The organism is Morganella sp. B601 (assembly GCF_051172335.1).
GTDB lineage: Bacteria > Pseudomonadota > Gammaproteobacteria > Enterobacterales > Enterobacteriaceae > Morganella > Morganella morganii.
Genome location: NZ_JBPIZE010000008.1, coordinates 118,860 through 139,965, shown reverse-complemented (window position 1 = coordinate 139,965; position 21,106 = coordinate 118,860). Strand labels below are relative to the sequence as shown.

Annotated in this window: 23 protein-coding genes; 11 read left to right on the top strand and 12 right to left on the bottom strand. The window is 44.6% G+C overall.

Annotation, left to right across the window (positions count from 1 at the left end):
- Positions 1 to 47: 47 nt before the first annotated feature.
- Positions 48 to 1,103 (bottom strand): phage major capsid protein, P2 family, encoded by a 1,056-nt coding sequence (locus ACSBQN_RS17635; RefSeq protein WP_434991774.1) that lies wholly within the window; start codon positions 1,101 to 1,103, stop codon positions 48 to 50.
- Between the two features lie 12 nt (positions 1,104 to 1,115).
- On the bottom strand, positions 1,116 to 1,961 hold the full coding sequence (locus tag ACSBQN_RS17630; protein ID WP_214180700.1) for a GPO family capsid scaffolding protein: 846 nt from the start codon (positions 1,959 to 1,961) through the stop codon (positions 1,116 to 1,118).
- A 146-nt stretch (positions 1,962 to 2,107) separates the two neighbouring features.
- Between ACSBQN_RS17630 and ACSBQN_RS17625 the strand changes: the two genes are divergently transcribed.
- Together ACSBQN_RS17625 and ACSBQN_RS17620 are read left to right on the top strand one after the other, a co-directional pair.
- Complete coding sequence (locus ACSBQN_RS17625; RefSeq protein WP_434991773.1) at positions 2,108 to 3,826, top strand: terminase large subunit domain-containing protein; 1,719 nt, start codon at positions 2,108 to 2,110, stop codon at positions 3,824 to 3,826.
- A gap of 2 nt (positions 3,827 to 3,828) precedes the next feature.
- A complete protein-coding gene (locus tag ACSBQN_RS17620; protein WP_434991772.1) occupies positions 3,829 to 4,863 on the top strand; it encodes a phage portal protein in 1,035 nt (344 codons plus the stop codon).
- A gap of 371 nt (positions 4,864 to 5,234) precedes the next feature.
- Here the strand turns inward: ACSBQN_RS17620 and ACSBQN_RS17615 are convergent, their stop codons facing one another.
- From ACSBQN_RS17615 to ACSBQN_RS17575, 9 genes are all read right to left on the bottom strand, one after another.
- Positions 5,235 to 5,453 (bottom strand): hypothetical protein, encoded by a 219-nt coding sequence (locus ACSBQN_RS17615; protein WP_126616090.1) that lies wholly within the window; start codon positions 5,451 to 5,453, stop codon positions 5,235 to 5,237.
- A gap of 2 nt (positions 5,454 to 5,455) precedes the next feature.
- Positions 5,456 to 6,130, bottom strand: coding sequence for a terminase large subunit domain-containing protein (locus tag ACSBQN_RS17610; RefSeq protein ID WP_434991771.1), 675 nt, complete (start codon positions 6,128 to 6,130; stop codon positions 5,456 to 5,458).
- Positions 6,120 to 8,849, bottom strand: a complete 2,730-nt coding sequence (locus ACSBQN_RS17605) for a replication endonuclease (RefSeq protein ID WP_434991770.1) — start codon at positions 8,847 to 8,849, stop codon at positions 6,120 to 6,122. The genes ACSBQN_RS17610 and ACSBQN_RS17605 overlap by 11 nt, the downstream gene beginning before the upstream one ends.
- Positions 8,849 to 9,658 carry a DNA adenine methylase gene (locus tag ACSBQN_RS17600; RefSeq protein ID WP_434991769.1) on the bottom strand — a complete coding sequence of 270 codons (810 nt, stop codon included), beginning with the start codon at positions 9,656 to 9,658 and terminating at the stop codon, positions 8,849 to 8,851. Before ACSBQN_RS17600 ends, ACSBQN_RS17605 begins: the two co-directional genes overlap by 1 nt.
- Before the next feature lie 7 nt (positions 9,659 to 9,665).
- Positions 9,666 to 9,944, bottom strand: a complete 279-nt coding sequence (locus ACSBQN_RS17595; protein ID WP_434991768.1) for a hypothetical protein — start codon at positions 9,942 to 9,944, stop codon at positions 9,666 to 9,668.
- Between the two features lies 1 nt (position 9,945).
- A complete protein-coding gene (locus ACSBQN_RS17590; RefSeq protein WP_048822494.1) occupies positions 9,946 to 10,167 on the bottom strand; it encodes a TraR/DksA family transcriptional regulator in 222 nt (73 codons plus the stop codon).
- On the bottom strand, positions 10,160 to 10,381 hold the full coding sequence (locus tag ACSBQN_RS17585; protein WP_434991767.1) for a DUF2732 family protein: 222 nt from the start codon (positions 10,379 to 10,381) through the stop codon (positions 10,160 to 10,162). The genes ACSBQN_RS17590 and ACSBQN_RS17585 overlap by 8 nt, the downstream gene beginning before the upstream one ends.
- Positions 10,382 to 10,449: 68 nt before the next feature.
- On the bottom strand, positions 10,450 to 10,869 hold the full coding sequence (locus ACSBQN_RS17580) for a DUF5347 family protein (RefSeq protein ID WP_434991766.1): 420 nt from the start codon (positions 10,867 to 10,869) through the stop codon (positions 10,450 to 10,452).
- 237 nt (positions 10,870 to 11,106) lie between these two features.
- Complete coding sequence (locus ACSBQN_RS17575) at positions 11,107 to 11,379, bottom strand: Cox family DNA-binding protein (RefSeq protein WP_434991765.1); 273 nt, start codon at positions 11,377 to 11,379, stop codon at positions 11,107 to 11,109.
- Positions 11,380 to 11,505: 126 nt separating this feature from the next.
- Here ACSBQN_RS17575 and ACSBQN_RS17570 point away from each other — a divergent pair, with 126 nt between their 5' ends.
- Together ACSBQN_RS17570 and ACSBQN_RS17565 are read left to right on the top strand one after the other, a co-directional pair.
- Positions 11,506 to 11,799 (top strand): helix-turn-helix domain-containing protein, encoded by a 294-nt coding sequence (locus tag ACSBQN_RS17570; RefSeq protein WP_434991764.1) that lies wholly within the window; start codon positions 11,506 to 11,508, stop codon positions 11,797 to 11,799.
- Positions 11,800 to 11,868: 69 nt separating this feature from the next.
- The gene (locus ACSBQN_RS17565) at positions 11,869 to 12,846 is read left to right on the top strand and encodes a phage integrase (protein WP_434991763.1); all 978 of its coding nucleotides are present in this window, start codon (positions 11,869 to 11,871) and stop codon (positions 12,844 to 12,846) included.
- Positions 12,847 to 13,103: 257 nt separating this feature from the next.
- Here the strand turns inward: ACSBQN_RS17565 and ACSBQN_RS17560 are convergent, their stop codons facing one another.
- Positions 13,104 to 13,601, bottom strand: coding sequence for a Spy/CpxP family protein refolding chaperone (locus ACSBQN_RS17560; protein ID WP_205501067.1), 498 nt, complete (start codon positions 13,599 to 13,601; stop codon positions 13,104 to 13,106).
- Between the two features lie 154 nt (positions 13,602 to 13,755).
- On the opposite strand from ACSBQN_RS17560, the gene cpxR reads away from it, so the two are divergent.
- From cpxR to ACSBQN_RS17525, 7 genes are all read left to right on the top strand, one after another.
- Positions 13,756 to 14,460: an envelope stress response regulator transcription factor CpxR gene (gene cpxR / locus ACSBQN_RS17555; protein WP_205501068.1), complete on the top strand. Its 705-nt coding sequence runs from the start codon at positions 13,756 to 13,758 to the stop codon at positions 14,458 to 14,460.
- A complete protein-coding gene (cpxA, locus tag ACSBQN_RS17550) occupies positions 14,457 to 15,827 on the top strand; it encodes an envelope stress sensor histidine kinase CpxA (RefSeq protein WP_024473658.1) in 1,371 nt (456 codons plus the stop codon). The genes cpxR and cpxA overlap by 4 nt, the downstream gene beginning before the upstream one ends.
- 510 nt (positions 15,828 to 16,337) lie before the next feature.
- Positions 16,338 to 17,207: a glucose-1-phosphate thymidylyltransferase RfbA gene (gene rfbA / locus ACSBQN_RS17545; RefSeq protein ID WP_354633025.1), complete on the top strand. Its 870-nt coding sequence runs from the start codon at positions 16,338 to 16,340 to the stop codon at positions 17,205 to 17,207.
- Positions 17,208 to 17,232: 25 nt separating this feature from the next.
- Entirely contained in the window at positions 17,233 to 17,787 is a 555-nt protein-coding gene (gene rfbC / locus ACSBQN_RS17540) for a dTDP-4-dehydrorhamnose 3,5-epimerase (protein WP_434991762.1), read from the top strand.
- Positions 17,787 to 18,599 (top strand): NAD-dependent epimerase/dehydratase family protein, encoded by an 813-nt coding sequence (locus ACSBQN_RS17535; RefSeq protein ID WP_354633027.1) that lies wholly within the window; start codon positions 17,787 to 17,789, stop codon positions 18,597 to 18,599. Before rfbC ends, ACSBQN_RS17535 begins: the two co-directional genes overlap by 1 nt.
- Entirely contained in the window at positions 18,596 to 19,960 is a 1,365-nt protein-coding gene (wzx, locus tag ACSBQN_RS17530) for an O-unit flippase-like protein (RefSeq protein ID WP_354633028.1), read from the top strand. The genes ACSBQN_RS17535 and wzx overlap by 4 nt, the downstream gene beginning before the upstream one ends.
- 6 nt (positions 19,961 to 19,966) lie before the next feature.
- Complete coding sequence (locus ACSBQN_RS17525) at positions 19,967 to 21,106, top strand: hypothetical protein (RefSeq protein WP_354633029.1); 1,140 nt, start codon at positions 19,967 to 19,969, stop codon at positions 21,104 to 21,106.

Below are 21,106 nucleotides of genomic sequence, written 5' to 3'. Positions count from 1 at the left end.
TATCCCCCGATAAATACCGGTGCCCGGCGGCACCGGCTTTGGCAGTGTTATTCGCCGCTGCTCTCAGCTTCGGCGTAAGTGATACCTTCAATCAGGCAGGCGAGGCCGTAATCTTCCACGGCGTAACCGTCATTACTCTGTGCATAGGTGGCAATACGGTTATATTCCGGCTCATTTTTAATGAAGCGGTTTAACTTGCCTTTCTGCCAGTAAATGGACAGGTTTTTCATGGTGGTGATTAACACAGCACCGTCAGGGAAATACGGCACCTGAACAGACGGAATCCCGCCTACGCTGCTGAGTTTCATCAGCTCGTTACCGGCCATCAGTTCCATATTCGGATTTTGCTGGCTGTGCTGATTGATGATTTTGAAGTTTTTCTGAGTGACCAGCTGACGACCGACAATCGCCACCAACCCGGCAGCGTTGCGGTGCCACGGATCGATCAGAGTGCTTACCGCGTCATACACAACGGCATCAATATTGGCGTAACGGCCTTTTTTGATGATTTTCCCGTCCTCGTCACGCGAAGTCAGGGTGATATTTTTCATCACACGCTGCGGTGCCCGTTCACGCACAAGCTGTAACCAGCCGATATTGACGTCCTCAAGTAACGGGTTTTGCTTACGGTCTGATTTCGCCGCACACTTAACCCCGTTAAAACCAATCATCAGGCGATCAAGCCCTTCACGCTGGATAATCTGCTGATTAATCAGGCTCTGGAACTGAGGGTGCCCCGCCCAGGCGTCGAGCTGGGTATACGGGATCATTGTGTCAAAATTGGTTTGTTCACAGGCGTAAGTGTTTTCTTCCATCCCGAAAGCCTGTGCAGGCTCGCGGCGGTCAGTGGTTGACGTATTACGGCTGGCAATCGGCTGATTTGACGCAATCAGAATCGTTGACCCTTTTTGTTCAGTCACGCCGAATGAGTTGATTTCTTTCAGGAAAGGGTTGCTTTCCATCACGGCCTTTTCAATCTTCTGCTGCACTGACGGATCAACAGAAAATTGCAGTGATTTACCGTCACGGACGGCATGGTTTAAACGCGCCTGATTGTCCAGGTAGGACAGATACGCTTTATTTGCTTCAGGTGTTAATGACATATCAGTTTTTCCTTAAAATTCAGACTGAACGTAACCGCCGTTACCGGTGGAAAGCTGGCGCTGTTCGTTATCCGCGTCAGTGCCGCCGAGCTGCGTTTTCAGGGCGGATAATTCCTGTTTCAGAGTCGCCACTTCACCTGACAGCGTTTCTTTTTCGGCAGTCAGTTTCTGCATGGCCGTTAACGCCTCTGCACAGGTTTTCGCGGTCAGGTTGATACCTTCCTGTAACGCGGCAATGTCGTGATTACCGTTTTCACGCTGGATCCCGAGCACTTTTTTCAGTCCGGTAAGGAATTCAGCTGCCAGTGATTTCTGCTCTGCCTGCTGCTTTTCTGCTGCGCTCATCTTCACGACCGTTTCCAGTGATGCGGTATAGGTATTTTTCGCATCTTCCGGCAGACCGCGCTCACGGTTACTCAGGGTGATAACCTGCGTGCCGAATGCCGCCGGGGTATCAGTCAGCGCAACACCGGTCAGATAGGCACCTTTCGCCGCGTCATTCGGGCAATCCGGTAAAAATTCGATACTGGAGAAAATCTTCTGACCGCTTTCGTTCAGGGCGATTAATGGTGCGTCTTTGACCGGGTCAATGGTGGCGGAGATTTCCAGCGCCAGTTTTCCTTTTAACGGCCCATCCTGTAACTCAAATGCACGGGCAGAATCGATCATGGAAAAATGACGCCATGTACTGTCAGGTAACACGCTGGTGATGTGTTCCAGATTGATACGCGCGGCGTACAGCTGCGGATTGTAGTTGTCAGCCATCTGCTGAATCTGGTCACGCGTGACAGCAAAGCCGTTTAACGTGCCGCCCTCGGTGCAGACGATGACCTGTAGTTTTTTATTGTCTTCTGGCATGGGTTTTCACTCCGGAGATAACGACAATTCTGTGTGTCTGTATCTTCGCAAGTGCTTGTTTCCGGTTCAAAACCTTTGCCTTGTGACATCGGTGTGACAAGTGAAACCCGTGGAGGTGTACGCGCGCGATGTGGGAAAGTTGACGCATGATAACTGACTCTCAGCGCGATCCGCGGTCGGAAGCGAAAAGCCTGTACTGGCAGGCGTACAGTATTTCACAGATAGCGTCATACCTCGGTGTGAGCGCCAACACGCTCTATTCGTGGCGCAGACGGGATAAGTGGGATGAAACCCACCCGATTCAGCGCGTCAGTGATGAGATTCATGTCCGTATTCTGAGGATCCTCAATAAAAAAGACCTGACCGCACACGATTTTAAAGTGATGGATTTTCTCGGCCGTCAGATGGCGCGGCTGAACAAAGAAAGCGACAAGCAGGAGAAAGAGAAGAAGCCGAAGACGCCGAAGAACCACTTTACCGAAGAGCAGATCGAACAACTCCGGCAACTGGCACTTGAACCGCTGTTTGAACATCAGAAGAAGTGGTTTAAGCAGAAAAACCGCCGTAACCGCATGATTTTAAAATCACGGCAAATCGGCGCAACCTGGTATTTTGCCCGTGAGGCACTCCTGCACGCACTGGAAACCGGCAATAACCAAATATTTCTGTCAGCCAGCCGGGCACAGGCGCATCAGTTCAAAGGTTTCATTATCGCCCTGGCGCGACTCGTCGGCGTGGAGCTGAAAGGCGGGGATAAAATTATTTTATCCACCGGAACAACATTCTATTTTCTCGGTACGGCTGCGGCATCCGCGCAGTCTTATACCGGCGATCTCTATTTTGATGAGTTTTTTTGGGTGGCTAACTTCGCCGAACTGCGCAAAGTGGCGGCGGCTATGGCCTCACAGGTCGGATTACGCCGGACTTATTTCTCTACCCCATCATCTGAAGAACATGAGGCTTATCCGTTCTGGACAGGGGACTTTTTCAACGAATCCCGGCCTGAATCCAAAAAAATCAGCATTGATACCACACACAAAACCCTGAAAAACGGTGTGCTGTGCGGGGACAATATCTGGCGGCAGATAGTCACTATCCATGATGCGATTAACAGCGGGTTTGACCTGATATCACTGGCGGATATCGAAAGCGAGAACACCCCGGACGATCTCGAAAACCTCTATAACTGTAAGTTTGTTAAAGCCGGTGAACGGGCATTCGACTATAACGCCCTTATTTACCGGGGTGTTGATGGTTATAACCGTGATGTCTGGCCGGACTGGAAGCCTTACGCCGACAGGCCGCTCGGTAATAAACCGGTGCGCATCGGTGCCGACCCGACCGGCACCGGCGGCAATGGTGACGGCCTCGGCCTCGCTGTGCTCGCCCCGCCTGCCGTTCCCGGCGGGAAATGGCGGGTTGTCGAGGCGCTTCGCTTCCGTGGCATGGCTTTTGAAAAACAGGCCGAGGAAATCAAAAAACTGACACTGCGCTACAACGTGCAGGGGATCAACATTGATATTACCGGCGGTACCGGTGAGGCCGTGTATGAGCTGGTGAAAAAATTCTACCCGGCAGTACAGGGCATCCGTTATACCCCGCAGGTTAAACGGATGATGGTGCTTAAAGCACAGATGCTTATCCGTAACGGGCGCATTGAATATGATGCCGGGGCATCACAGATACCGTCTTCCTTTATGACCATTAAAAAAGTTATCACACAGGGCGGCATTGTCACCTATGCGTCAGACCGCACACGCGGCGTTGATCACGGGGATATTGCCTGGTCTGTTATGAACGTTTTATACGCTGAACCTATCGGCAGCGAATCCGCAGACAGCGGTTCCTGTGTATCGGAGTTTTAACCATGAAAAAAAAGAAAACACTGCCCGTCACCAACAAAGCAGAGTTACCCGCTGACAAACAGTGTGCTGCATTCACCTTTGATAATCCCGTGCCGGTCACCGGTGCTTATGACCTGCTCGACTGTATGGAGTGCGCGAAAACCGATAAGTGGTATGAAACGCCGTTAGACTTCTACAGCATAGCCCGCGCATTTCGTTCAGCGGTACACCATGAATCACCGCTGCTGTTTAAGCGCAACGTTATCATGAGCTGTTTTATCCCGCATAAATCCCTGTCCTATCAGGAAATGAATGCCTATGTTCTTGATTATCTTGTATTCGGAAATGCATATTTTGAGCGCCGCCGTAATATGCTCGGCGGGCTGCTGCAACTGAAACGATCGCCGGCCAAATACACCCGGCGCGGAATTGACCTGGACACCTACTATTTCGTTCAGACATGGAAGGATGCACATGAATTTAAGCGCGGCGATGTTTTCCACCTGATCAACCCGGATATTAACCAGGAGATTTACGGGCTGCCGGAATATCTGGCCGGGCTGATATCCGCCAAACTCAACAAATCGGCTACCACATTCCGGGTTAACTACTATGAGAACGGCTCACACGCCGGGGTGATTGTTTATCTCAATGATGCACTGGCCGACCCGAACGGCGTTGAGGATCTGAAAGGCGCATTGCAGAAATCACGCCGTGACGGGGCTTTCAAAAACCTGTTTGTTTATTCGGCCAATGGCAAGAAGGACGGCATTCAGATCCTGCCGTTCAGCCAGATTGCGGCCAAAGATGAATTTATGAACGTGAAGGATGCCACCCGTGATGATTTGCTTGCTATGCACCGTGTGCCGCCGCAGCTGATGGGTATCGTACCGACCGGCGCGGGCAGCTTCGGGGATGTGGAAAAGGCCGCGAAAGTATTTTCTATCAATGAGCTGATGCCAATCATGCAGAGCCTGAAATCCGTAAATGATTGGGTCGGTGAAGAGATGGTGCGCTTCAATGAGTACGCCCTGCTTGAAGCCCTCGGCGCAAAGTAAATAATCACCCCACATCAGGCGCAGCGTAACCTTTCACACGCTGCGCTGACCATCATTAACCCCCTGCCATTTGTTTTCACCTGCCACGCTCACACACCCCGCAAAACAGGCGCAGAAATGCGCCTTTTTTATGTGCCTGACGCACGGAGAAAGAGCGGCACCCTATCCCCCTCAGCGCGCGATTGCTCCCCCGCCTCGCCCGCACACAAAAGGTGTGCTTTTTTGTGCAGGTTTTGCCACCGGGGCAACGCGCAGCCCGTCAGGGCTTGTGCGGTATTTTACTGGAACCGGAAATTGTGCAAGGGTGTGCGGATTTGTGCGGTGATTTTCGGCAAGAAAAAACCGCCGATTTCGGCGGTTCTGGTTGGCTGTTACTGCTTATCCGGCAATGACATAATCCTTTTTATTTCTGCCGCTATTTCAGGGATATTCTCTATATCCTCGTATTTTTTATACACCACAGCAGCACAACCGATGAATTCATCCGGTGTGACTGATCCTTCAGAAAAAAGCACCTCCAGTTTATCAACAAATGCTTTCAACCGTACTGTCTTATCATCCGGCGGAGCACCTACGTATAAATGCACCATTATTAAGCCCCTTCCGGTAACTGACACAAAATACTCTGACGGAAATAATCATCCGGAAAATCCGTGCGCATTCCGGTAGCTTTAGCACAATGCGCCTCAGTACATTCATGCGGCAGCAATGGCACAGAATCGTGATACCAGCTATTCCCGCTGAATTTCACGTACTTTCCCTGAGTATATTTATCAATTGATGAATATACGGTTAACCGCCATTTCATATGTGCCGTAATTGCCATTGCTGCATCAATGGCGTTTTGTGGATCAGAAAAATAATCCCACTCAGACACATAAACATCTGCACAATACCCAGCCCAACACTGATTAGTGTCGGGAACAAACCGAATACTGGCTCCATTACTTAGCTCTATAGTCTGTGTACACGGCTTTACTTCACACCCCAAAAATAGCGCTGCATAATTTATAGCGCCTGAAATGAACGTATCTTCCGGATCAGCCGGCGCCGGTTCTATAAATATTTTGTTTCTTCCGGTGAGACAGGCATCAAGTACCGCCTCAAATACAAAATAATAATCCGCACCAATCTGACGGCCTTTATGTAAATCACGGGCACGCTGAAAACGTTGTGCATACCAGCGTTTTTGCCACGGAAATAAACTATTCAGCCGATTGTACAGACTAATAATTAATTCTGTTGTCACTGCAATTTTAATTGTCATCGTTTTTTCGCCTCATTTTCTCAACCCGCGCCAATATTGACGCCGATTTCTGTTCCCGCTTCGCTTCTTTTTTCTGTAACTCCGCTGCAACTACCTGCTGCCGCTTTTTGTGGGCGGCAGCAGTCCGTATCACCCTGATCACGCCGTTTTCAAGGTAATAACGTTCATCACGTAAAATCAGTGGTTTTCCTGCCAGTAACTGCCGTGCCAGTGCTTCCGGCGGCGTTGTGATACCCGTCAGGTGAAGCAATTCATCCAACTGGTCTGTTAATTTGGTAATTTCTGGTGTCACCGGCGGTGAACCCGGTACACAAACCGGCGGTTTTGGTTCACTCAGTGGCTGTTTTCTTCGGCCATTGTCCAGGCATCTCCCGTTCAGTGAAATGAAGTAGCGTTCTGACCCGATTTCAATACTGCCGTCTGCGGCCAGCTTTTCGGCCTGCTCCTGAGTCAAATCCGTATTTACTGACGCAATACCCTCAGTAATCACACGCAATACCTTTTTACTCAGCTGTTTTTTCTTACGTTTTTTAGTTGGTTGCGAGTTATCACCACCATCTGAAACGCTTTCTTTCCCAACCGTAAACACACACTGAGCCGTTGGTGCCGTTCTGTTAATTCCTCTCCCGTTTTTGTTTAAAATTTCAGCTAACGGAGAGTTATTGACAGAACTCCTAGGGGCGGCAAAGCCGCCAAGAAAAACCAAAGACCCCTTGTCTGTGGTATCTGTGCCCTGTTCTTCAGCTTCTGTGCTGCCTGATTTTTTAGGGACAATTTTCCATTTTTTGGATCGGGTGCAGACTGTTGACGCTTCACCCACAATTCTGGAATAGATGCCGTAAATGCGTTCGACTATCTCGCCGTAGGCGTTTGGCTCGTCTTTGTCTTCATATCTGATGCCGATTACATAGTTTTCACGCGGCGTAAGCACACCGCCCATCAGGTCTACAAATGACGCCCAACAACCCACATCAGCGGCGGCGAGAATGTTGTCCATTGCCTTATCGGCAAGCAGGGGTTTTTTAGGGTCGTATTGATTGTTCTGCATCAGGATTGATACAAGCTGATTATTCAGCTTGCGGAGTTCGCGCCATACAGTAACCGGCGGTTGCCCGATGGGCTGATACTGACGGATGCGGTAACGGCTCGCCCATGCAGTCGCAAATTTAGCGGTGTCTTTCAGAGGTTTGCCGGTTTCATCGTCCAGCTCGCCGTCAAGCGCGTAACCGTCGATATTTTTTGAAATGTATTTAGCGATATAGGCCGTTGCACTGCCTTTACGCGGATCCATCCGTTTAACGTTAAACCGGGCACGGGCATCCGGCACCAATTCCGCTCTATCCATCTTTGTCGCGTAGGTGTGGATGATGCGGGTGATCTCTTTTCTTTCTTCCGGGCGCATAAACAGCAGTAAATGCCAGTGCGGCGTTGAATCGTGATGTGGTTCCGCCACACGGAACCCGTACACACGCAGCCCTTTCCGGCCGAGTTTCGAACCGATATTCGCCCACAATTTAGATAAATACCGCTGTGCTTCCGGCGGACGGGTGTGATCCCACTTATCATTCATGCGGCCTTTATGATTGGTGGCGTGATACCGTGACGGGCAGGTGATCGTATAAAATACGCCAACGTCCCCGCGTTCCTGTGCCACAAATTCAACGCCCTGCATTCTGGTCATCAGCTCATTGCGGCGTAATGCCGGATTACTGACGCTGCCGAGTACCATTGCCTGAAGTGAGGCGCGTTTCCCGTCTTCATCTTCCAGTTCATGATTACGGAAAAACTCACTGTTGCGCTGCCGCTGCTCAGTAAATTCTTTCATCCCGTCCTGGCTGATATACGGATGTGCCTTTCTGTGAACCTGATTACTCGCACGGAATAAATCTTCCCGCCAGTCGCAGCGCAACCGCCATAACTGACGCTCCCACCAGTCCGCACTGACCATTCTTGCTATTTCACTGAATGCAGGATCAACCGGCGGCAACTTGTCACGTCCGCACCGGTCTTTTTTCGGCTTCAGCGCCTGCCATCCCGGCACGTTCACGCGCAGAGAAAACACCTCCGCCGCAAGCATCCGATACACATCAATGACATCTTTTTCAGATACTTTATCCATTCCGCCGAGGCGTTCTATCTCAGCATCAAGCATCTCAGCAACACGGGAGGCGATTTCATTCGCGAGGGTTTTAATGCGCGGTTTATCCATGCCCGGCAGATGCGGATACAGATTCTGATAGTAAGCTGACAGGAGCTTATAAGGCCGGACAGTATGATGTTTTCGTGTTTCTGCCAGACGCAATAAGGCTTGCTTAACGGTTTTCGTTAAGAAAGCATCACTGTGTTTTTGTGCGCGGCTGCGTTTCAGCCAGGAGAGCCGCCGTTCATACCATGCACGGATAAAATAAGGCTCTTTCTGTAATCTTGCCTCTATCGTTTCCGGGCTTTTAACCCATTCGTCACACTCTTCTTTCCATTCTTTTTTGGCCTGCTCAACCGCACTTCTAATGTGAGCTTCCAGCGCCTTTGACCGGACATGCTGCGATACATACGCCTGCATTTCTGCCGGATCTGACAACTGGCGTTCTTTATAGATACCTGCCAGATATTCGTTGGTATTTTTGTTATACGTGAAAATCGGCATCGGTTCCCCGGTGCCGATATATTCCCACTTGTCGCCGTTGACATAGGCGTAATCGATGGGGGTTAGTTGCTCCATCAGCAACCCCCGAGCACAGCAATAATTTCAGGTGCTTTTTCTCTGTTTCCGTTCGCCGATATTTTTCGCGGTGCTTCTATTTCGTGAATGGTGAAGCCTAAATCTGCATACAACTCTTTTGCGGCCAGCGAGTTTGATACTGTGACCGGATTGCCTTTGGTGGCATGCAGGGTTTGCAACGCTTCGGCAAGAGCGACCTGATCACCATCATTAAAACCTTCGGTGTGGTACCGGGTAAAACCGGTACCCATATAAGGGGGATCACAATAAATACCGTCACCGGCACAGGTCTGTAACAGCGTTTCCGCCCAGCCCTGGCATTTAATATCAGCTTTGTGTGCTTTCGCAGCAAAGGCGCGGATCTCTTCTTCCGGAAAGTATGTTTTTTTATAATTTCCGCACGGTACATTAAAACCACCTTTTTGATTGTAGCGGCACAATCCGTTGTAACAGTGACGGTTTAAATATATGAAATACGCGGCGATATACTCCGGCTGCAATACATGTTTACTTTCATTAAAAAAATCGCGCTCTATATAATAACCCGACTCGACAGCCTCTAATTCAAAAAGACCGTATGCGGTTCTTATAACCTCATCAATATTATCTGACGCTATTTGCTGATACATGGTAATCAGATCGTCATTCACATCAGCAATTAAATACTGCTCATAGTCAGTATTCATCATCACAGCACAAGAACCGGCGAACGGCTCAACGAGGCGCTTTGTTTTTGGCAGGTGCGGGCGCAGCTGTTCCATAATGCCGACTTTTGAACCCGCCCATTTGAGGATGGTTTTATTTGTCATGATGAATTTACAACCTCAATGTTATAGTTTTTATGTTAAAAGAAACACTCTTTGTGCTACTTACATTTTCACTTAATGTACTGGCGTTTATTCCCGTAACTTCACAATGAAATTCACAACCAACTTGATTTTTCCCGTTGACGTTGCGAATCTCCCTTACCGTAAAATATTCACCTACAGATATTGATACCCGACAAAAATCAATATTAACTTCGGTCATTTCTTCCAGCGCCCAAAAAGAACGACTTGGTAAATCCGCGCTAAAACTATTCGTTTCTTTATCCATCTCACACGCTCCGGTAATGTTTGTTTTTCAGTTCATCAATTGCCTGGCAATCAATGCACATGGTGCAGCCGATCACAGCGCGGCGGCGTGGTTCAGGGATTGGCTTACCGCACCCCTCACATTCAAATGCGGACACACCCGCAGCAGTAATACGGGCTGCGGCTATCTGGCTTTCAAGCACAAGCGCGGCGTGGTCATTGGCGCGGTCGATTTCGTCAGACATGGTTCAGCTCTCCCGCTTCGTTTTCGATACGATCAGCTTCACCATCGAGCAGTAAACTTGCCTGTTCCGGTGCCATGCGGTGAATTCGTATCTTCTGCGAGACATGGCGCAAACGGTCAGCAAACCCATTCATCAGGGTTTTACGCTCGTCTTCGCGGTTTGCTTTGATGTTTTCAGCTACAGGGGTGAATATTGGATCCGGAAATGATTTCATTTTAAAACCTCATTTTTAGGTAATAAAAAGCCCTGACCTGTTAAGGTCATTATTTATTCTTCAGTTAGTTACTTAATTGCTAAGTCTGTCGGAAATATTGATGCCACTGCCTTTATTTGGTTAATTGCCTCTATTAATCGCAATTGTTCATCTTCATTTAGTTCACAAAAATCTAATTCATGCTTTTGCTTTTCTATCTCAGCCAAAAAGAAAATAGCACTCAGAACCCGATTATTTTCCCTTTCTCTATTATTTGAACTGCAACGCATTTCTTTTAAGAAAACATCCATTCCGTGGTTTATTTTTTTACCGTTGATATGGTCTTTATTCTCAAAAAGCTTACCGCGTACTTTCGCGGCACGGTTTAATCCGTTTATTTTTTCGTCCAGTGAATATATAACGGCACGTTCCCATTCAGGGGCGCGGTGCTCCAATGCCCTTACAACAAGAACTTCTTTTACCGTTACTGCATTCTCTGCCGCCGCCATAAATCACCGCCGTTATTTCTTATTGAACAATGAATCTATAAAACCTGTCGCCTGTGCCAGCGCATCAACCTTTCCGAATGAATTGAAGCTGTCAGCCCCATCACTCAGCATTACGTGATACTGCGTTATTTTTCTGGTCACATTGCGCGGCAACACATAAATATTGAAACCGCGATATATGTAGCAGTGTGACTTATACCTGACTAATGAATAGAGCCCCCTTTCCATATTCACCCCTCAGTTATTCAGCCACAGCAGCCAGGCATCCCGCTGTTCAACCGGGCGATTTGAAAAGGCATCATCAACCCCTTTATTGAATGCTGTGATATTTACCCATACTTCACCGGCACGGGTCTTCTTTTTTGATGGGTCGGAGAACTCAATAATCGGAAGCTTTCCATGCTTCGCCATCTGCTTTACCGCATCATGAGTTTTACCGATTAACTCCGCAAATTTAGCCAAAGGAACTGCATTTACGGGGTATTTCACATTGCTGTTTTCTTGAATCATCTGATACCCTCCTACGATCAAACCTCTTAAAACCCTTTATTTCCTGTTTTGAGTGGTTTGTGCTGGCTCCGAATGTTCGCATATGGAACTTTTGGGTAATACTAGTTCGTAAACGGAACTTAGTCAATGGACATATCCGACAAAATAAAACTCATCCGAAAGGTAGAGAAAATCACACAAGCTCAGCTTTGTGATTTAGCTGAAATATCAATAAGTACTCTGAAAAAGATAGAGGCCGGTTACCAAGAACCTAGCCTATCCACTATCTCTAAAATCACCAATTACCCCAGATTTGAAAAATATGCCCTATGGTTGGTAACCGATAAAACCGCCCCTGAAGCTGGTCAAATCTCACCGGCTCTCGCGCACAGTGGGCAAGAAAACGAAACCTTACTCCGCTCAGAAAAGAAAACTGGTTAGATATTTGTTATGCACAAGCGGATGACTACTGGTCACAGTCACCCCGCAAAATCATCGGAGGGCTTACTTATGGCAATTAAGAAGCTCAATGATGGTCGATATGAAGTTGATATGCGCCCGAACGGTGTTACCGGACAACGGCTGCGTAGAATTTTTCTACGCAAATCAGAAGCCGTTAACTTTGAACGTCATGTAATGGGAAATATTGAAAAATATTCTCAAGATGCAGCACAGGCGGGAAGAATTACGTTAAGTGAGTTAAAAGATAAGTGGTGGCTTTACCACGGCCAGAACATGAAAACAGGTAAAATTGAAAAACGGCAATTAAGTAAAACAATACGCTTACTGAATGACCCGACAATTAACCGAATGGATAAACACTATCTTCTTACTCACCGAGCGATGCGCCTTGCTGATGGTATAAGCGCATCGACGATAAACAGGGATATGTACAGGCTTTCAGGAATGATATCCGCCCTGATCAAACTTGATATTTACAAAGGAAAAAACCCGCTATCTGGGTTGCCGCCATTAAAAGAGAAAGAACCAGAGCTGACTTTCTTAACGGACACAGAAATAAAAACTCTCCTTCAATCTCTCAGTGGCGACTATAAAAATATAGCCCTGCTCTGTTTGAGCACTGGCGCACGCTGGGGAGAAGCAGCCTCACTCCGCAGCGAGCATATCAAAAATGAGCGCGTGACGTTCCTGCAAACAAAAAATGGTAAAACGAGAGTTATTCCCATTTCTGGACAATTGCAGGCACAACTAAAAACAAAGAATACCGGCTTGTTATTCAATGTTGACTACAACACGTTCAGGTTAAAACTCAAGGAAGTAAAACCAGATTTACCGAACGGACAGGCTACGCATGTTCTGCGACATACATTCGCAAGCCATTTCGTCATGAATGGAGGAAGCATAGTTGCACTGAAAGAAATACTCGGGCACGCGAGCATAAATCAAACGATGGCTTATGCGCATTTGTCCCCGGATTATCTTCAATTAGCAATAAAGCTTAATCCCTTGAATGGGGCTTTAGAATGATTATAAAGGGTTTCGACCGTCCACATCCCGTCCATCGTCGAAAACTTTAGTATACTTTCTATACCATTCATTATTTTTTAAGTACATGTAAGAAAAGGATTTCTTCATGAGTGGCGCAAAAAAAAAGCCCCTCAAGAGGGGCTGTAAAAGACAGGGATGGTGTCTATGGCAAGGAAAAACTTCTTGGGTGCTACTTAACGACTCTACTGACTTCACTACTCTGACAAATTATTTCTGACAAATAACTTCTGACAAATTCATTCCGGCATATTCTGCGCGGAGGAGGCGGATGAGGTATGAATACTCTCCGGCTCAAAATTGGCATCCAGCTGCATTTTCTGCTCCGGGTTGAGTAACTGATACATCTGATGGTGAACCCGTATCATCTCAACCTGGTAATCCAGCCGCTTGCGCATCTCCTTTTCAAGCTGATTACGTACGGCCGTTTCATCAAACTTTTCGGCCTTAACCAGCTCGTACAGCGCAATATCATCTTCGGCAAGGTTACGGACATTCCGTAACTGGTCGCGGTAATTGTGCATCAGATCCCGCAACTGCATCCGTTGTTCTTCCGTTAACCGGATACCGGTCAACATAGAGGTATAACCATCTCCCCCTGATGTCGTTATACCTTTATACTGACCGTGACTCTGCACCGGGGTAACGCAGCCATCACTTTCTGAATCCTGCGCCAGTCCCGGCGCACTTTGCATCACAAACATTGACGCTAAAGTGATTGTTGCTATCTTACCCATAGTAACTCCTTAAACTTCTGAGTCTGCGTCACCTGACCCGTTGGAATTAACTATACGCACCCGGCTGCAAACATGCGTCAGAGCATGTAAAAGAACGTAAAGTCATGGAATAGAAACGTTTGTTGTCGTATTTTGCACGTGGAGGACGTGAATAATGAATAAAATACTGCTTGTTGATGATGACCGCGAATTAACCTCGCTGTTAAAAGAATTACTCGATATGGAAGGGTTCAACGTTGTCATTGCACATGACGGCGAGCAGGCACTGACCCTCCTTGACGATTCCATAGACTTGTTATTGCTCGACATCATGATGCCGCGCAAAAACGGGATTGAAACCCTGAAAGAACTGCGCCAGAACTACCAGACGCCGGTAATTATGCTGACCGCACGCGGCAGTGACCTTGACCGTGTTCTGGGGCTCGAACTGGGTGCGGATGACTATCTGCCTAAACCGTTTAATGATCGCGAGCTGGTGGCACGTATACGCGCGATTCTGCGCCGTTCCAACTGGAGTGAGCAACAGCAGCAGAGCGACAGCAGCAGTAACTCTTCCGTGGTGATGGTGGATAAGCTCCAGCTCAACCCGGGCCGTCAGGAAGCCAGCTTCGGTGACGAAGTGCTGGATCTGACCGGGACTGAGTTCACGTTGCTTTACCTGCTGGCACAGCACCTCGGCCAGGTGGTCAGCCGTGAACTCTTAAGCCAGGAAGTTCTGGGCAAACGCCTGACGCCGTTTGACCGCGCCATTGATATGCACATTTCCAACCTGCGCCGCAAATTACCGGAGCGCACAGACGGCCTGCCGTGGTTTAAAACCTTACGCGGCCGTGGTTACTTAATGGTATCTGCAACATGATAAGCAGCCTGACGGCGCGGATTTTCGCCATCTTCTGGTTTACCCTGGCACTGGTGCTGTTACTGGTGCTGATGGTGCCGAAGCTCGACTCCCGGCAGCTGATGCCGCTCCAGGAGGCCGAGTACCGGCAGGGTATGATGCTGCAGCAACATATTGAATCTGATCTCGCACAAGACCCGGCGAATGACCTGCTCTGGTGGCGGCGGCTGACCCGCGCCCTGGTAAAATGGACGCCGCCGGACAAGCGCCTGATTATTGTCACCAGTGAAGGCCGGATTATCGGGCCTATCCGTAATGATTCCCAGGTCATCCGTAACTTTATGGGGCAGTCGGATAACACTGACAACCCGAAAAAGAAACGGTATGGCCGCATTGAGCTGCTCGGGCCGTTTGAAGTCCGCGACGGCGAAGACCGCTATCAGCTTTATCTGATCCGCCCGGCGAACACCGCACAGTCTGATTTTATCAACTTCCTGATCGACCGTCCGTTCCTGTTACTGGCAGCCACCATGCTGATCAGCACCCCGCTGCTGCTCTGGCTGGCGTGGAGCCTGGCAAAACCGGCACGAAAACTGAAAAACGCGGCAGATGATGTTGCCAAGGGTAATTTGCGCCAGCATCCGGAACTGGAAGCCGGCCCGCAGGAGTTCCTTGCAGCGGGTAACAGCTTTAACCAGATGATCAGCGCCCTTGAACGCATGGTGAACGCACAGCAGCGGCTGATATCCGATATCTCCCACGAACTGCGCACCCCGCTCACCCGGCTTCAGCTGGCCACAGCACTGCTGCGCCGTCGCCACGGTGAGAGTAAAGAGCTGGAACGCATCGAGACAGAGACCCACCGCCTCGACGGCATGATCAATGACCTGCTTGTTCTCTCCCGCAGCCAGCACAAAAATGAGCTGCTGCGCCAGAACATCAAGGCCAATGAGCTGTGGGATGACATTCTCGACAACGCGAAGTTTGAGGCAGAGCAGCGCCATAAAACGCTGGAAATCACCTCACCACCGGGCCCGTGGACAATTTACTGCAACCCGTCCGCACTCGGCAGCGCATTTGAGAATATTGTCCGTAACGCGCTGCGTTACTCAAACCAGCATATTCAGGTCGCATTCAGTGCCGACACCAAAGGTATCAGCATTGTGGTCGATGACGACGGCCCGGGTGTCAGTCCGGAAGATCGCGAACATATCTTCCGGCCGTTCTACCGCACGGATGAAGCCCGCGACCGTGAATCCGGCGGTACCGGGCTGGGACTCGCGATTGTCAGCACCGCTATCAGCCAGCACAACGGTAAAGTCACCGCCAACGACAGCCCGCTCGGCGGACTTCGCCTGGAAATCTGGCTGCCGCTGCACCCGCGCTGAGGCTCTCTGTAGTTACCGGGGAAATCAGCCCCCGGTAACTATTCCTTCTTAAGCAGGAATTACCATTGTCATCAATATGATGCAATAAAACATTTCTGCTACGATTGTGCATGTACCGATTAGAAAAAGTAATAATCCAAAGCTCTGGGTTAAAGTAACACTTTTTCTGCTGTTAACACAAAAAAGACAGATTTAAAGAAAAAGATTGCCACATTAAACCGGATAAAGTTCGTTTAATGAAAGACTCACGAGTGTTATCATGCTTGACCTGTTCGTGTAATCGGACTAGCCTTTGGCAGCAAATATAAACGGCGCTGATTGATTGGGTATAAATCACCTCCCAACTTATTGAGAAATCAGCCCGCTGTAACACACCACAACTCTTACTGGCTCGATTCTTCAATAGAATCAGCAAGATAAACTCGCAATAGCGCACTCTGGGAGCGGTAACCCAGTGCGGTAGCTATGGCCGAAAGATTACAATCATTATATTAATCAGCAAGGTTTTCTGTGAAAGGTATTATTTTAGCAGGTGGCTCAGGTACACGTTTATTTCCTATTACATTAGGAATTTCAAAACAATTATTACCTATTTATGATAAGCCGATGATTTATTATCCGCTTTCTGTACTAATGCTGGCGGGAATCCGGGAAGTATTAATTATCACAACACCGGAAGATCAATCCGGCTTTCAGCGTTTATTAGGTGACGGCAGTGATTTTGGCATCTCTCTGGAATATGCCGTACAACCAGAACCAGAAGGTCTCGCACAAGCCTTTATCATTGGTGAAGAGTTTATTGGTAACGATTCTGTATGCCTAGTACTCGGAGATAACATTTTTTGGGGACAAGGTTTCTCACCGAAACTGCTTAAAGCAGCCTCTTTAGAAGAAGGTGCGGTTGTCTTCGGTTATGAAGTACAGGACCCGGAACGGTTTGGTGTAGTCGAATTTGATGATCACTATAATGCTGTATCAATTGAAGAAAAACCGGTTAAACCGAAATCAAAATATGCTGTAACCGGTTTATACTTTTACGATAACGATGTTATTGAAATCGCTAAAAATATAAAACCGTCCGAGCGTGGTGAACTGGAAATCACAACAGTTAACCAAATTTATTTAAAAAACAATAAATTAAAAGTTGAATTGCTCGGGCGCGGGTTTGCCTGGTTAGACACCGGCACACACGACAGCCTGCTGGATGCAGCCAGTTTTGTTGAAACCATTGAAAAACGGCAGGGTTTTAAAGTTGCTTGCCTGGAAGAAATCGCTTACCGGCAGGGGTGGCTGACAGAAAAACAAGTATTAGATGCCGCTGAAAAATCAAAAAAGAATGGATACGGTCAGTATCTTTTTAAATTAATAAATAACATTTAATATAACTAAATTCACGGAATAATAAATGGATATAATAGAAAGTAAACTAAAAGGTTGTATGATCATTGAACCAACTATTTATTATGATGAAAGAGGTTTTTTTTATGAATCATACCAACAAGAAAAATATAAAAAAATCGGAATTAAAGAAACCTTTATACAAGATAATAGATCACGTTCAAGCAAAAATGTTTTGAGAGGCCTGCATTTTCAGAAACAATATCCTCAAGGAAAATTAGTTACTGTAACTATGGGTAAGGTATTAGATATTGCTGTTGATTTAAGACCAAATTCACCAACATTTGGTGAATATGAATCTGTAATTTTAACGGATGAAAATAAACTACAGTTTTATGTACCACCAGGATTTGCACATGGATTCTGTGTCCTCAGTGATATTGCCGATTTCGCATATAAATGTACTGATTATTATGTACCTACAGATGAATGCGGCATACGATGGGATGACCCAACTATAGGAATAAAATGGCCTATAAATAACCCAGTATTGTCTGAGAAAGATCTTAAGCAACCGTTCTTAAAAGATATAGAAAAATGTATAATTAATGGATGGGAATAATGTCATTATATACAATATTTGGTGGTAGTGGATTTATTGGGTCTGAGTTTATAAAGCATTTATCTAGCACAGATAACTCAATTTATATTCCTAAAAAAAATGACCTTAATATATATAAAAAACCACTAGGAACAGTTATTTATTGTGCTGGGTATGGTGATTGTAAGTCAGACCCATTTAATGTTATTGACGCTAATACTTTTTTAGTTAAAGAAATTCTGCAAAGAGCTAGTTTTGATAGGTTTGTCTATATATCATCTACCAGAGTTTATATGAACCAAGATATCTCCTCTGAGGATTCAAATCTCACAGTGAGTTATGATGATAATAGAAAATTATTTAATCTATCAAAATTAATTACCGAAGAACTATGTTTAAATAGCAAAAAAAATTGCCTAGTGATTAGGCCAAGTAATATTTACGGCTTAGCATTAAACAGTAAATTATTTTTACCTTCCATTATCCGCAATGCTATTAATAACAATATGATAGATATGTATGTAGATAAAAATTACTCAAAAGATTATCTTTCAGTACATAATTTAATTGATGCAACATTAAGATTGTTATCTGTTAAGAACTTACCATCTATAGTAAATATAGCATCAGGAAAAAACACAACTGCAGAAGAATTAGCTTTTGTACTAGAAGAAGAAACATCATGCAAAGTTAATTGGCATCAACCACAATCTACATGCGAGAACTTTCCTATCACAGATATCTCATTAATAAATAAATTAATTAATTTCCAACCAAACATGGTTTTAGATGATATGAGAGAAATGATCGCTTCATATAAAAATATAATATGAGTATAAATTATAATGTTCATCACTCAGATATTATATGGGGATATCTATCTCAGTTTTTTAATATAGCATCTAATATATTATTATTACCATTTATTCTTATTTATTTATCTTCTGAAGAAATCGGCATATGGTATGTATTCATTACTATAATTAGCTTTATCCAATTACTTGAATTTGGATTTTTACCAACCATTTCAAGATACATATCTTATATTTACTCAGGAGCATCATCAATTGATGACAATATTAAAAAATCTCAAAATAATAATATCAATATTCAATTACTATCCAGTACGATCTATTCAGCCAAAAAAATATACTTTGCCATCTCAATGGCAGCACTAATATTTATTTTATCTGGCGGTTTATTTTATATATCAACACTAAATTACACTGGTGAATTTGTCAAAATATATATATCATGGATTATATATGGAACATCCACTGTTATTTTATTCTATTTTGGTTATTACAATGCTATTTTAAAAGGACGTGGAGACCAAACTGCATTAAATAAGACTATAGTAATTTCTAAAATTTCAAATATCTCTATATGTATTCCTTTACTAATCATGGGTGCCGGAATATTATCAATATCTATTGGTGTTTTTGTTAGTGTCTTCATTGATAGAATATTAGTGAGAAAAGCCGTATTTAATAAAAAAGCTATTGAAACAACAACTGCATTTAACATGCACAGTCATGCAAATCAAATAAAAATCATATGGAGAAAAGCCAAACTGATGGGCATCGTTCAGATTGGTAACTTCATGACAACAAAGTGTAGTTTATTAATAGTTTCATCTATAATTGGCTTAGAAGCAGCAGCAAGTTATGGGTTTACTTTGCAACTGACCAATATAGCTATTGTAGTTTCGTCTATGTATTTTGGTTTACAAATGCCTCGACTTAGTGCTGAATATATAACAGGAAACATTTCTACCATACGTAGTATTTTTATAAAATCAGTTGGTGTATCTTGGTACCTATTTATTCTATACAGTCTATCTCTTCTATATATAGGCCCAATTATTTTATCAATTATATCTGAAAATACAAAGTTGCTACCAACTGCTATGTTAGCTATTTTTTTGGTATCATCATTTTTTGAAATGAATTATTCACAATGTACCGCATATCTCACAACAAAGAATGATATAACATTTGCATATCCAATATTTATTACTGGTGCCTTAATTGTATTATGCTCATATATCTTTAGCCCAACCTATGGACTTTGGGGAGTTATATCATCCCAATTTATACTTCAGTTTTTATACAATAACTGGAAATGGCCAACACTCGTTTTCCATGAATTAAAAATAACATGGAAAGCCCCCTTTCTCATCATATTAAAGTGATTTATTATGGCTGTAATTGTTGATTTAATAAGAAAGAATGACGAACACTATGTATTTAACACAGAAACAATATTATCAATAGAAGCATTAAATACTAATAACACTTATTACTTAGCAAAAGACTCAAGAGTAACTCACACTGTAAATAATACTTCAGCAGTTAATAGGCTGTCAGTCAATAGGAGTAAATTTTACTTATGGATAATATCTTCCATTCTATTGATTTCTATTTTAATAAAAAACAGAAATGAAAAAATAATTTTATTATCCGCAACTCCTCTGCATTATAAAATATGCACTAACCTGAGTAATTTATTAAGTATAAATATTTATTTATTCATGCATGGAGAACTAGGGTACATAACATCAAGCAATGGAGTCGGCCAAAAAATAGGAAAATACTTATTGAATAGTTCCTTTAATCATAGTTCAAATGTTACTTTCATTGCGATAAGTAAATACATATATATAAAACTATCTAATCTCTATCCAAAAATAAATCTGAATTATATTGAACATCCATTACAAATTAATCATGAAAATCATGAAAATCATGAAAATCATGAAAATCATGAAAATCATGAAAATCATGAAAATCATGAAATTAAAATAGGTGTATTTGGCATCCTCTCACACAAAAAATCCTCAGAAAAAATATATGATTTAGTTCAAGAATTACAATTTGAAGATTTTAAACGCATTAAAATCATGACTATCGGACTATCCGATGGTAGTTTTGTATATGATAGAAATGAAAATATAATTCACCACCTAAAGGGCTATTCCAACTCCACCCTTATACCAAAAGAGCGTTTTTTAACTGAAATACAGAATCTTGATTATGCATTATTCTTTACTGGTAATAACGATGAATATGATTTAATTCCTAGCGGAGTATTTTCCGACTGCATTGCTTTTGAAATACCAATCATTTCATTAGAAAATGAAAAAATGAATTTTTTCTTTGAGCAATATGGCCATATCGGGTATCTATGTAATGATATTGAAAATATGGCTAAGGTAATTAAATCAATAACACCAAAAGATAAAATACAATTCACAAATAATATTCGTCAAATAAAAAAAGAATTAAGCAGCACGAACTACACTCTTAATTTAGGGAAAATAATCTTCCCTCGGGCTTAG

Coding starts and splice junctions, on each gene's coding strand:
- ACSBQN_RS17635 (WP_434991774.1), bottom strand. CDS start 1,103: ATGTCATTAACACCTGAAGCAAATAAAGCGTATCTGTCCTACCTGGAC.
- ACSBQN_RS17630 (WP_214180700.1), bottom strand. CDS start 1,961: ATGCCAGAAGACAATAAAAAACTACAGGTCATCGTCTGCACCGAGGGC.
- ACSBQN_RS17625 (WP_434991773.1), top strand. CDS start 2,108: ATGATAACTGACTCTCAGCGCGATCCGCGGTCGGAAGCGAAAAGCCTG.
- ACSBQN_RS17620 (WP_434991772.1), top strand. CDS start 3,829: ATGAAAAAAAAGAAAACACTGCCCGTCACCAACAAAGCAGAGTTACCC.
- ACSBQN_RS17615 (WP_126616090.1), bottom strand. CDS start 5,453: ATGGTGCATTTATACGTAGGTGCTCCGCCGGATGATAAGACAGTACGG.
- ACSBQN_RS17610 (WP_434991771.1), bottom strand. CDS start 6,130: ATGACAATTAAAATTGCAGTGACAACAGAATTAATTATTAGTCTGTAC.
- ACSBQN_RS17605 (WP_434991770.1), bottom strand. CDS start 8,849: ATGGAGCAACTAACCCCCATCGATTACGCCTATGTCAACGGCGACAAG.
- ACSBQN_RS17600 (WP_434991769.1), bottom strand. CDS start 9,658: ATGACAAATAAAACCATCCTCAAATGGGCGGGTTCAAAAGTCGGCATT.
- ACSBQN_RS17595 (WP_434991768.1), bottom strand. CDS start 9,944: ATGGATAAAGAAACGAATAGTTTTAGCGCGGATTTACCAAGTCGTTCT.
- ACSBQN_RS17590 (WP_048822494.1), bottom strand. CDS start 10,167: ATGTCTGACGAAATCGACCGCGCCAATGACCACGCCGCGCTTGTGCTT.
- ACSBQN_RS17585 (WP_434991767.1), bottom strand. CDS start 10,381: ATGAAATCATTTCCGGATCCAATATTCACCCCTGTAGCTGAAAACATC.
- ACSBQN_RS17580 (WP_434991766.1), bottom strand. CDS start 10,869: ATGGCGGCGGCAGAGAATGCAGTAACGGTAAAAGAAGTTCTTGTTGTA.
- ACSBQN_RS17575 (WP_434991765.1), bottom strand. CDS start 11,379: ATGATTCAAGAAAACAGCAATGTGAAATACCCCGTAAATGCAGTTCCT.
- ACSBQN_RS17570 (WP_434991764.1), top strand. CDS start 11,506: ATGGACATATCCGACAAAATAAAACTCATCCGAAAGGTAGAGAAAATC.
- ACSBQN_RS17565 (WP_434991763.1), top strand. CDS start 11,869: ATGGCAATTAAGAAGCTCAATGATGGTCGATATGAAGTTGATATGCGC.
- ACSBQN_RS17560 (WP_205501067.1), bottom strand. CDS start 13,601: ATGGGTAAGATAGCAACAATCACTTTAGCGTCAATGTTTGTGATGCAA.
- cpxR (WP_205501068.1), top strand. CDS start 13,756: ATGAATAAAATACTGCTTGTTGATGATGACCGCGAATTAACCTCGCTG.
- cpxA (WP_024473658.1), top strand. CDS start 14,457: ATGATAAGCAGCCTGACGGCGCGGATTTTCGCCATCTTCTGGTTTACC.
- rfbC (WP_434991762.1), top strand. CDS start 17,233: ATGGATATAATAGAAAGTAAACTAAAAGGTTGTATGATCATTGAACCA.
- ACSBQN_RS17535 (WP_354633027.1), top strand. CDS start 17,787: ATGTCATTATATACAATATTTGGTGGTAGTGGATTTATTGGGTCTGAG.
- wzx (WP_354633028.1), top strand. CDS start 18,596: ATGAGTATAAATTATAATGTTCATCACTCAGATATTATATGGGGATAT.
- ACSBQN_RS17525 (WP_354633029.1), top strand. CDS start 19,967: ATGGCTGTAATTGTTGATTTAATAAGAAAGAATGACGAACACTATGTA.